We start from the raw sequence: 10610 nt of genomic DNA, 5'->3' as shown, positions 1-10610 counted from the left end.
TAGAAACCGTCAGGGCATACAAACTAATTCATCATCATATGAATGACACACTGTTGAGTTCTCAAACAACACACCCAGGCTGCAGTTCACTCCCTCAGGGAGCAACACCCTCAGCAGGGCCTCCGCCAAGTTACCGGAGCCGCGTGACGCGGTCAATCCCGGCCCCTCGGCCAGAGAGGCGGCCGCCGCTTCGCCCCTCTCGGGGCCGCTCGCGGCGACATGGAAAAACTTAGCAGGGCTGCCCGAGGACCACCAATCGGGGGGTCCCCCTCCGCACCAGGCCCCCGTCCTACGGGCCTCAGCGGGGGCGCAGCGGGGCTGCGGGCCGGTAGGCCGAGACCGTCGGCTCCGCGTCCAGCCAGAAGCGCCACGGGCGATCGGGCGCCTGGCGCAGTCCCACCCGGGGGCCGGTCCGCACCGTCCCCGCGGTCGGCGGGGGGCCGAGCTCGAGCACCGGTCCGAGGCGCAGGTCGGCACCGTCCTGCTGCCGGTCGACGTCCAGCGCCCGGCACAGCCGGGCCGGTCCGCGGGCGAGGTCCCGGTCGGAGCTGTTCGGGCGCCGCTCCCGCGCGAGGTCGATGCCCTCGACCACCTCCCCCGCGCGCAGCAGGACGGCCGCGGCCTCCCCGTCCGGACCGCACACCACGTTGGCGCAGTGGTGCATCCCGTAGGTGAAGTACACGTACAGCCGACCTGCCGGGCCGAACATCACCGTCGTCCGCGGCGTCCTGCCGCGGAAGGCGTGGGACCCGGGGTCGTCCGCCCCGGCGTACGCCTCCACCTCCGTGAGCCGCACCGCCACCCCGCGGTGGCGCAGCACCGCCCCGAGCAGACGCGGCGCGACCTCGATCGCCGGGTCCCCCAGCAGGTCCGCGAGGTCGTCGGTCACCCTCAGGCCAGGGCGGTCCGCAGGGAGGCGGAGGCGGCGCGGGCCTCGGCCAGCTGCTCGGCGACACGGTCGGGCGCCGTCCCCCCGCGGGCGGAGCGGGAGGCGACCGATCCCTCGACGGTGAGCACCTCGCGCACCGCCGGCGTCAGGCGGGCGTCGACGGCGGCCAGCTCGTCCTCGTCGAGGTCCGACAGCTCGCAGCCGAGCTCCTCGCACCGTCGGACGCAGGCGCCGGCCACCTCGTGGGCCACGCGGAACGGCACCCCCTCGCGGACCAGCCACTCCGCGACGTCGGTGGCGAGCGAGAACCCCTGGGGGGCGAGCTCGGCCATCCTCTCGACCTGGAACTCCAGCGTCGCGACCATCCCCGTCACCGCGGGCAGCAGCACCTCGAGGGTGTCGACCGAGTCGAAGACCGGCTCCTTGTCCTCCTGGAGGTCCCGGTTGTAGGCCAGCGGGAGCGCCTTGAGCGTCGCCATCAGGCCCGTGAGGTTGCCGAGGAGGCGGCCCGCCTTGCCCCGCGCCAGCTCGGCGATGTCGGGGTTCTTCTTCTGCGGCATGATCGAGGACCCCGTGGACCAGCTGTCGTGCAGCCGGACGAACCCGAACTCCTTCGTGGCCCAGAGGATGACCTCCTCCGCCAGCCGGCTCACGTCGACGCCCGCCATCGCGGACACGAAGGCGAACTCGGCGACGAAGTCGCGGGCCGCCGTGCCGTCGATCGAGTTGGGCGTCGACCCGGTGAAGCCCAGGTCCCGGGCCACCGCCTCCGGGTCGAGACCCAGGGTCGAGCCGGCCAGTGCCCCCGAGCCGTACGGCGACCCCGCCGCGGTGCGGGCGTCCCAGTCGCGGAGCCTCTCGACGTCCCGCAGCAGGGGCCAGGCGTGGGCGAGCAGGTGGTGCGAGAGCAGCACCGGCTGGGCGTGCTGGAGGTGGGTGCGGCCCGGCATGACCGCGCCGAGGTGGGTCTCAGCCTGGTCCGTCAGGGCGTCGGCCAGGTCGAGGAGCAGGCCGGCGACGACGCGGGCGTGGTCGCGCAGGAAGGCCCTGAACAGGGTGGCGACCTGGTCGTTGCGGGACCGGCCCGCCCGCAGGCGGCCGCCGACCTCGTCGCCGACCTCGACGAGGAGCAGGCGCTCGAGCGCACCGTGGACGTCCTCGTCGGAGTCGTCGGGACGCAGCGTCCCGGCGTCGTACGCCTCCCCCAGCCGGTCCAGCCCGGCGAGCAGGGTGTCGCGGTCGGCGTCGGTGAGCAGCCCGGCCCCGTGCAGCACCCGGGCGTGCGCCCGGGAGCCCGCCAGGTCGTAGGGCACCAGACGCCAGTCGAAGTGCGTGGAGCGCGACAGCGCCTCGAGCTCGGGCGAGGGACCACCCGCGAAACGGGCGCCCCACAGCTTGCCGGTGCCGGTGCCGCTCATCGGTGGTCCTTCTCGTCCGTCAGGTCGGTGTCGTCGCCGAGCACGGCGGCGACCGCCGCGCGCATGATCTCGGGCAGGTGGTCGTCGGCGTACGCCGGCGCGTCGGGGGCCTCCAGGGCGTCGGGCGTCCACCAGTCCACGGCGAACACGTGCCCGACCTCGTCCGGGGCGAGGTGGTCCAGGCTCAGCGGGACGCCCCGCTCCAGGTGGAGGGCCCAGTACGTCGAGTGGGCGTGGTAGTCGAGGCCGCCGAACGAGTACTCCGCCTCCTGGGCGTGCACCGGGCCGACGAGCTGGGCGGGGACGGCCATGACCCCGGTCTCCTCGAACAGCTCCCGGACCGCGGCGCGCTCCGGAGACTCCCCCTCGTCGACCCCACCGCCGACGCTGCCCCACCGGCGCGCGTCGGGCACGGCGGGGTCGTGGTCGCACACCAGCAGGACCGCGCCGTCGTCGCTGACGGGCAGCACGCGGGCGGTGGTGCGCCGGATGCGGTCCGGGCCGGAGGCGGGGGTGCCCATCAGTCGGTGCCGTACTCCATCGCGGCCGCGTCGAGCGCCTCGTCGGCGGGGTCGGCCGCCGCGGGGTTGCGGGTGATCCGGTCGTAGCCGCCGGGCAGCAGCTCGCCGTACAGCGTGCCGTTCTCGACGAGCACGTGGCCCTGGTCGAGCGGCTGGCCGGCGTACTGCTCGAGCTTGTCGCGGGAGTCGGCGATGTCGAGGTTGCGCATCGTGAGCTGCCCGATGCGGTCGTTGGGGCCGAACGCGGCGTTCTCGGTGCGCTCCATCGACAGCTTGTCCGGGTGGTAGCTGAAGTTCTCGCCCGTCGTCGACAGCACCGTGTAGTCCTCGCCGCGGCGCAGCCGGAGCACGACCTCGCCGCTGACCAGTGAGGCGATCCAGCGCTGGACGGCCTCGCGGATCATCAGCGCCTGCGGGTCCAGCCACTTGCCCTCGTAGAGCAGCCGGCCGAGCTTGCGGCCCTCGGAGTGGTACCAGGCGATGGTGTCCTCGTTGTGGACCGCGTTGACCAGCCGCTCGTACGCCGCCCACAGCAGCGCCATGCCGGGCGCCTCGTAGATGCCGCGCGACTTCGCCTCGATGATGCGGTTCTCGATCTGGTCGCTCATCCCGAGTCCGTGGCGCCCGCCGATGCGGTTGGCCTCGTCGACCAGGGCGACCGGGTCGTCGAAGGTGGTGCCGTTGATCCCGACCGGGCGGCCCTGCTCGAAGCGCAGCGTCACGTCCTCGGTCTCGATCGCGACCGAGGGGTCCCAGAACTTCACGCCCATGATCGGCTCGACCGTCTCGAGCGACACGTCGAGGTGCTCGAGGGTCTTCGCCTCGTGGGTGGCGCCCCAGATGTTGGCGTCGGTGGAGTACGCCTTCTCCTGGCTGTCGCGGTAGGGCAGCCCGCGCTCGGTGAGCCACTGGCTCATCTCCGCGCGGCCCCCGAGCTGGGTCACGAAGGCCGCGTCGAGCCAGGGCTTGTAGATGCGCAGGTCAGGGTTGGCCATGAGGCCGTAGCGGTAGAACCGCTCGATGTCGTTGCCCTTGTACGTCGACCCGTCGCCCCAGATGTCGACGCCGTCCTCGGCCATGGCCCGGACCAGCATCGTGCCGGTCACGGCGCGGCCGAGCGGGGTGGTGTTGAAGTAGGTGCGCCCGCCGGAGCGGATGTGGAACGCGCCGCACGCCATGGCGGCGAAGCCCTCCTCGACGAGCGGGAGCCGGATGTCGACGGCGCGGGCGATCTCGGCGCCGTACTCGTGGGCACGGCCGGGGACGCCGGCGATGTCGGACTCGTCGTACTGGCCGATGTCGGCGGTGTAGCAGCAGGGGACGGCGCCGTTCTCGCGCATCCACGCGACGGCGACCGAGGTGTCGAGGCCGCCGGAGAAGGCGATGCCGACCTTCTCGCCGACGGGGAGGGTGTCGAGGACCTTGCTCATGCGTGCTGGCTCCTGGGGATCGGGGTGTCCGGGTGCTGCTCGGGGGTGGCAGCGTGGGTGGGGGCGGCGCCCGCGCGGTTGGCGAGCGCCAGGAATCGTCGGGCCAGCTCCGCTCCTCCCTCGGCGTCGCGGCTGATGACGAGCAGGGTGTCGTCGCCGGCGATGGTGCCGAGGACGTCGCCGATCTCGGCGCGGTCGAAGGCGCTGGCGAGGAACTGGGCGGCCCCGGGCGGGGTCCGCAGGACGCAGAGGTTGGCGCTGGAGTCCGCGCTGACCAGAAGGTCGCCGCACAGCCGCGCCAGGCGGCTGCCCGCCGCGGCGCTGGTCCCGACGGCCGGGGTGCGGTCGCCGCCCTCGGCGGGCACGGCGTACACGAGCCCGCCCTCGCGGGTGCGGATCTTGACCGCGTCGAGGTCGAGGAGGTCGCGGCTCAGCGTCGCCTGGGTGACCGAGACGCCGCGGGTGGCGAGCAGGTCGGCCAGCTCCGTCTGCGAGCGGACGTCGTGCAGCTGGAGCAGGTCGACCACCAGCTGCTGACGGGCGCTCTTGGTCATGGGGGTGAGGGCGCCGTCGTTCACGCCCGCTCCAGGAGCCACGCGAGGACCGCCTTCTGCGCGTGGCGGCGGTTCTCGGCCTCGTCCCACACCACGCTGGCGGGGCCCTCGAGCACCTCGTCGCTGATCTCCTGCCCGCGGTGGGCGGGCAGGCAGTGCAGCACGAGGGCGTCGTCGGTGGCCCGGGCGAGCAGCTCGGGGGTCAGCGACCACGGTCCGAGGGCCTTGGCCCGGGCCCGCTCCTCGAGCTCCTTGCCCATCGAGACCCAGGTGTCGGTGACGACCACGTCGGCGTCGGTGACGGCCTCGACGGGGTCGACGACGACCCGTCCGGAGCCGCCGGTGCCGCTGCCGATCTCCGCGGTCCGGGCGAGGAGCTCGTGGGTGGGCTGGTAGCCGTCCGGGGCCGAGACCGTCACGTGCATCCCGGCGGTCGCGCCGGCCAGCAGCCACGAGCTCGCCATGTTGCAGGCGCCGTCGCCGACGAACGCGACCCGCTTGCCCGCGAGGTCGCCGGCGTGCTCGCGGATCGTCAGCAGGTCGGCGATGAGCTGACAGGGGTGGAAGTCGTCGGTGAGGGCGTTGACCACGGGGACGCCGGCCCAGCGGGCCATCAGGTCGAGGTCGGCCTGGAAGAACGTCCGCCAGACCACGACGGCGACCTGGCGGCCGAGCACGCGGGCGACGTCCTCGACCGACTCGCGGACGCCGATCCCGGCGAGCCGGCCCTCGACGAGCATCGGGTTGCCGCCGAGCTCGGCGATGCCCGCGGCGAACGACGTCTGCGTCCGCAGGGTCGGCTTGTCGAAGATCATCGCCACCGACCGGGGCCCGGCGAGCGGCTTGCTGTCGTACGGCGCGGCCTTGAGCGCGGCGGCGAGGTCGAGGACCTCGGCCTGCTCGGCGGGGCTGAGGTCGTCGTCGCGGAGCAGGTGCCTCACGAGGACCCCTCCCCCGTCCCGACGCCGGCGGCGTCGAGGATGCCGGGCCAGGCGGAGAGCAGCGCGTCGACGTCGGCGTCCGTGACGACGAGGGGCGGAGCGAGGCGGACCCGGCGGGGTCCGGTGGCGTTGAGGATGAACCCCGCCTCCTGCGCCGCGGCCACGACGGCGGGGGCCCCCTCCTCAGCCAGCGACAGCCCGACCAGCACGCCCACGCCGCGGACGTCGACCACGCGGGCGTCCTCCGCGAGCCCGGCCCGCAGCCGGTCGCCGACCTCGGTGGCGCGCGCCAGCAGGCCCTCCGACTCGATGGTCTCGAGCACCGCGAGCGCGGTCGCGCACGACAGCGGGTTGCCGCCGAAGGTCGTCCCGTGCTGGCCGGGGTCGAACATCGACGCGGCCTCACCGACGCCGATCAGGGCGCCGATGGGCATGCCACCGCCGAGGCCCTTCGCGAGGGTGACCAGGTCCGGGACCACGCCCGACGGGTGGCTGGCCAACCAGGAGCCGGTGCGGCCCATGCCGCTCTGCACCTCGTCGAACCACAGCAGCGCGCCCTGCTCCGAGGTGGTGCGGCGGGCGGCCTGCAGGAACTCCGTGGACGCGACGTTGACGCCGGCCTCCCCCTGGAGCGGCTCGATGACGACGGCGGCGGTCTCGTCGGTGACGGCCGCGGCGAGCGCGTCGGCGTCACCGAACGGCACCCAGGTGACCCCACCGGGCAGGGGCTCGAACGGCTCGCGGTAGGCGGCCTTCGCGGTGAGCGACAGGCTGCCCATCGTGCGGCCGTGGAACGCCTCCTCCATCGCCACCACGTGGCTGCGACCCGTGAGGCGGCTCAGCTTGAGGGCGGCCTCGTTGGCCTCCGCGCCGGTGGAGCAGAAGAAGACGCGGGCCTCGGCGTCCGGCACGAGGAGTGCGAGCAGACGCTCGGCGAGCTCGACCTGGGCGGGCGTGGTGAAGAAGTTCGAGACGTGGCCCAGGGTGGCGACCTGGTCGGTCAGCGCCTTCACCAGCGCGGGGTGCGCGTGGCCGAGCGTGTTGACCGCGATGCCGCCGAGGAAGTCGACGTACTCGGTGCCGTGCTCGTCCCACACGTGGGCGCCCTCGCCGCGGACGAGCGCCATCTTCGGCGGGCCGAAGGTGTTCATCAGCGCGCCGGCGTACCGGTCGGTCCAGGTGGTCACGACTCGGCTCCCTTGTCGAACGGCTTCTCCTTGGCCTTGCGGGTGCGGGTGGCGACCCCGGGCAGCACCTGGGTGCCGATCCCCTCGTCGGTGAACAGCTCCAGCAGCACCGAGTGGGGCTCGCGGCCGTCGACGACGGTGGCCTTGGGCACGCCGTCGCGGACGGCCTGCATGCAGGCGGTCATCTTCGGGACCATGCCGCTGGCGAGGTCCGGCAGCAGCCGGCCCAGGGCCTCGGGGTTGATCTCGCCGATGACGTCGTCGCTGGCCGGCCAGTCGCGGTAGAGGCCCTCGACGTCGGTCAGCACCAGCAGCTTGGCGGCGCCGAGCGCGACGGCGAGCGCGGCGGCCGCGGTGTCGGCGTTGACGTTGTGGACCTGGCCGTCGGCGTCCGGGGCGACGCTGGAGATGACCGGGACGCGGCCCGCCTCGAGGAGGTCGACGACCGCCTCCGGGCGGACGCTGGCGACCTCGCCGACGAGGCCGAGGTCGACCTCCTCGCCGTCGACGACGGTGTTGGTGGCCTTCGCGGTGAACAGGCCGGCGTCCTCGCCGGACAGCCCGACGGCCAGCGGGCCGTGCTCGTTGACGAGGCCGACGAGCTCGCGCTGCACCTGGCCGACCAGCACCATCCGGACGACGTCCATCGCCTCGGGGGTGGTGACGCGCAGGCCGCCACGGAACTCCGACTCGATGCCGAGCCGGTCGAGCATGCTCGAGATCTGGGGGCCGCCGCCGTGGACGACGACGGGCTTGAACCCGGCGAAGCGGAGGAAGGCGATGTCCTCGGCGAAGGCGCGTTTCAGGACGTCGTCGGTCATGGCGTTGCCGCCGTACTTGATGACGACGACCTTGCCGTTGTACTCCTTCAGCCACGGCAGGGCGCCCGCGAGGGTCGCGGCCTTGGCCGCCTCGGTGGTGCTGGTCATCTGCTGCTCCTGCTCTGCGTCCGTGTCCGTGTCCTGGTGGCCGGTCACGAGCTGTAGGCGCTGTTCTCGTGGACGTAGGCGTGGGTCAGGTCGTTGGTCCACACGGTGGCCCGCTCGTCACCGGACTTGAGGTCGACGGTGACCGTGACCTCGCGCCCGGACAGGTCGACGCCGGCCGGGTCCTCGTGGGGGGTGGACTCGCGGCACACCCACACGCCGTTCATGGCGACGTCGAGGTCGAGCGGGTCGAACGCGGCCTGCGTGGTGCCGATGCTGGCCAGCACGCGGCCCCAGTTGGGGTCCTTGCCGAACACGGCGGCCTTGAACAGGTTGCTCCGCGCGATGCTGCGCCCGACCTCGACGGCGTCGTCGGTGCTCGCGGCGTTCAGCACGGTGATGGCGATGTCGTGCTCGGAGCCCTCGGCGTCGCTCAGCAGCTGCATCGCGAGGTCGGTGCACGCCTGGGTGAGCGCGGCGGTGAAGTCCTCCGCGGTCGGGGTGATGCCGCTGGCGCCGCTGGCCATCACGGTGACGGTGTCGTTGGTCGACATGCAGCCGTCGGAGTCGAGGCGGTCGAAGCTCACCGCGGTCGAGGCCCGCAGCGCGGCGTCGAGGTCGGCGTGGGGCACCACGGCGTCCGTGGTGAGGACGACGAGCATCGTCGCCAGCTGCGGGGCGAGCATGCCCGCGCCCTTCGCCATGCCGCCGATGCTCCAGCCGGCGCCCTCGACCACGACCTGCTTGGCCACCGAGTCGGTGGTCATGATCGCGTGGGCGGCGTCGTCGCCGCCCTCCTCGGACAGGGCGGCGTGGGCGGCGTCGACACCGGCCAGGACGACGTCGCGGTCGTTCGTGAGGCCGATGAGACCGGTGGAGCAGACGACGACGTCGAGGGCGCCGATGCCGACGTGCTCGGCGACCCGCTCCGCGACGGCATGGGTCGTCTGGAACCCCTCGGGTCCGGTGTAGCAGTTGGCCCCGCCGGAGTTCAGGACCACGGCGCGGACGGTGCCGTCCGCGACGACCTTCTCGCTCCACAGGATCGGGTTGGCGCGGCAGCGGTTGGCGGTGAACACGCTGGCGGAGTCGAAGGTGGGGCCGGCGTTGACGACCAGGGCCACGTCCTTCGCGCCGGTCGACTTGAGGCCGGCGGGGACGCCGGCGGCGGTGAAGCCGGCGGGGGTGGTGATGCTCACGGGGTCTCTTCTCTCGGATCTGGGCGAGCGCGTGCTCAGGCGACGGGGGCGGGGGTGACGGTGTGCCCGGATCGTCGCCACGCCTCGGCCGCGCGCTCCGCCTGCAGCGCGGGCACCAGCAGCCAGTCCGTGTCGTGCGTCGAGACGGTCATGACCCCGATGCCCTCCTCCACCAGCGGTGTGAGGAGCCCGTGGAGCACGCCGACCTCGGTCGGGTCGAGCACGCCGGCGACCACGAAGGCGGTGTAGCCGCGGTGGGCCGGGACCTTGCGGGGCACGTCGCGGCCCGCGCAGATCACCGAGGTCTCGGTGGCCGTCGCGGTGATCGACAGCAGCGAGGACGCCTCCGCCCACGGCGGTACCTCGGCGCCGGGGCCGAGGCGCACGATCGCGAGCTTCTCGGGGTAGACGTGCAGGGTCCGGGCCACGGGCCCGGTGGTCTCGCCGGTGGTCTCGTCCGGGGTCTCGTCCGGGGTCTCGTCGCTCACGGGGCCACTCCCACGCTGGTCAGGCCGAGGGTCTCGTCGAGACCGAGGGCGAGGTTCATGCACTGGACGGCGGCGCCGCCCGTGCCCTTCGCCAGGTTGTCGATCGCGCCCACCACGACGACGCGGCGGGCCGCCTCGTCGAGGGCGACCTGGAGGTGGACGGCGTTGGAGCCGAGCACCGACTGCGTGGCGGGCCAGCGGCCCTCGGGGAGGAGGTGCACGAACGGCTCGCCGTCGTAGGCCGCGGCGTAGGCCGCCCGGACGTCGGCGACGGTGACGCCCTCGCGGGCGGGGGCCGAGACGGTGGCGAGGATGCCGCGCGACATGGGCACGAGCATCGGGGTGAAGCTGACCGTCACGGGCTCGTCGGTGACGGCGCGGAGGTTCTGGGTGATCTCGGGGGTGTGGCGGTGCACGCCGCCGACGCCGTACGCGGACGCGCTGCCCATCACCTCGCTGCCGAGCAGGTGGGGCGCGGGCTTCTTGCCGGCTCCCGAGGTGCCGGAGGCGGCGACCACGACGACGTCCGGGTCGACGAGGCCGGCGGCGACGGCCGGGAGGGCCGCGAGGGAGGAGACCGTCGGGTAGCAGCCCGGCACCGCGACCCGCTTCGTGCCGCGCAGCACCTCGCGCTGCCCGGGGAGCTCGGGGATGCCGTACGGCCATGTCCCGGCGTGCTCGCCGCCGTAGAACGCCTCCCAGTCGGCGGCGTCGGAGAGCCGGTAGTCGGCGCCGCAGTCGACGACCAGCACGTCGTCGTCGAGGGCCGCGGCGATCGGTCCGGACTGCCCGTGGGGCAGGCCGAGGACGACGACGTCGTGGCCGGCGAGGGTCTGCGGGGAGGTCTCCTCGAGCACCCGGTCGGCGAGCGGGAGCAGGTGGGGCTGCAGGGCACCCAGCGTCTCCCCCGCGTTGGAGCCGCCCGTCAGGGCGCCGATCTCCACCTCGGGGTGCGCGAGCAGGAGCCGCAGCACCTCACCCCCGGCGTACCCGCTGGCCCCGGCCACCGCCACCCTCACCGTCATGTCGTATGACTATACACAAGACTGCATGGCGA

The 10610-nt window shown here is 73.5% G+C and carries 11 protein-coding genes; all 11 read right to left on the bottom strand.

What is annotated here, in order from left to right; translation table 11 throughout:
* Positions 1-298 precede the first annotated feature (298 nt).
* Genes Q0858_RS20165 through argC form a run of 11 tightly spaced genes read right to left on the bottom strand, consistent with a single transcriptional unit; the run spans position 299 to position 10578 of the window.
* Positions 299-889, bottom strand: coding sequence for a DNA-3-methyladenine glycosylase (locus Q0858_RS20165; RefSeq protein WP_299058150.1), 591 nt, complete (start codon positions 887-889; stop codon positions 299-301).
* Between the two features lie 2 nt (positions 890-891).
* Entirely contained in the window at positions 892-2307 is a 1416-nt protein-coding gene (gene argH, locus Q0858_RS20160; RefSeq protein WP_299058149.1) for an argininosuccinate lyase, read from the bottom strand.
* On the bottom strand, positions 2304-2828 hold the full coding sequence (locus Q0858_RS20155) for an NUDIX domain-containing protein (protein WP_299058148.1): 525 nt from the start codon (positions 2826-2828) through the stop codon (positions 2304-2306). The genes argH and Q0858_RS20155 overlap by 4 nt, the downstream gene beginning before the upstream one ends.
* Positions 2828-4258: an argininosuccinate synthase gene (gene argG / locus Q0858_RS20150; protein WP_299058147.1), complete on the bottom strand. Its 1431-nt coding sequence runs from the start codon at positions 4256-4258 to the stop codon at positions 2828-2830. The genes Q0858_RS20155 and argG overlap by 1 nt, the downstream gene beginning before the upstream one ends.
* Positions 4255-4854 carry an arginine repressor gene (locus Q0858_RS20145; RefSeq protein WP_366916032.1) on the bottom strand — a complete coding sequence of 200 codons (600 nt, stop codon included), beginning with the start codon at positions 4852-4854 and terminating at the stop codon, positions 4255-4257. The genes argG and Q0858_RS20145 overlap by 4 nt, the downstream gene beginning before the upstream one ends.
* Positions 4833-5753 (bottom strand): ornithine carbamoyltransferase, encoded by a 921-nt coding sequence (gene argF, locus Q0858_RS20140; RefSeq protein ID WP_299058146.1) that lies wholly within the window; start codon positions 5751-5753, stop codon positions 4833-4835. Before argF ends, Q0858_RS20145 begins: the two co-directional genes overlap by 22 nt.
* The gene (locus Q0858_RS20135) at positions 5750-6940 is read right to left on the bottom strand and encodes an acetylornithine transaminase (protein ID WP_299058145.1); all 1191 of its coding nucleotides are present in this window, start codon (positions 6938-6940) and stop codon (positions 5750-5752) included. Before Q0858_RS20135 ends, argF begins: the two co-directional genes overlap by 4 nt.
* Positions 6937-7869 (bottom strand): acetylglutamate kinase, encoded by a 933-nt coding sequence (gene argB / locus Q0858_RS20130; RefSeq protein WP_299058144.1) that lies wholly within the window; start codon positions 7867-7869, stop codon positions 6937-6939. Before argB ends, Q0858_RS20135 begins: the two co-directional genes overlap by 4 nt.
* 44 nt (positions 7870-7913) lie before the next feature.
* On the bottom strand, positions 7914-9065 hold the full coding sequence (gene argJ / locus Q0858_RS20125; protein WP_299058143.1) for a bifunctional glutamate N-acetyltransferase/amino-acid acetyltransferase ArgJ: 1152 nt from the start codon (positions 9063-9065) through the stop codon (positions 7914-7916).
* A gap of 35 nt (positions 9066-9100) precedes the next feature.
* Entirely contained in the window at positions 9101-9553 is a 453-nt protein-coding gene (locus tag Q0858_RS20120; protein ID WP_299058142.1) for an ACT domain-containing protein, read from the bottom strand.
* On the bottom strand, positions 9550-10578 hold the full coding sequence (gene argC, locus Q0858_RS20115) for an N-acetyl-gamma-glutamyl-phosphate reductase (protein WP_299058141.1): 1029 nt from the start codon (positions 10576-10578) through the stop codon (positions 9550-9552). The genes Q0858_RS20120 and argC overlap by 4 nt, the downstream gene beginning before the upstream one ends.
* Positions 10579-10610 lie beyond the last annotated feature (32 nt).

Source organism: uncultured Nocardioides sp., from assembly GCF_947489365.1.
GTDB lineage: Bacteria > Actinomycetota > Actinomycetes > Propionibacteriales > Nocardioidaceae > Nocardioides.
This window is presented reverse-complemented; position numbering and strand designations above follow the sequence as displayed.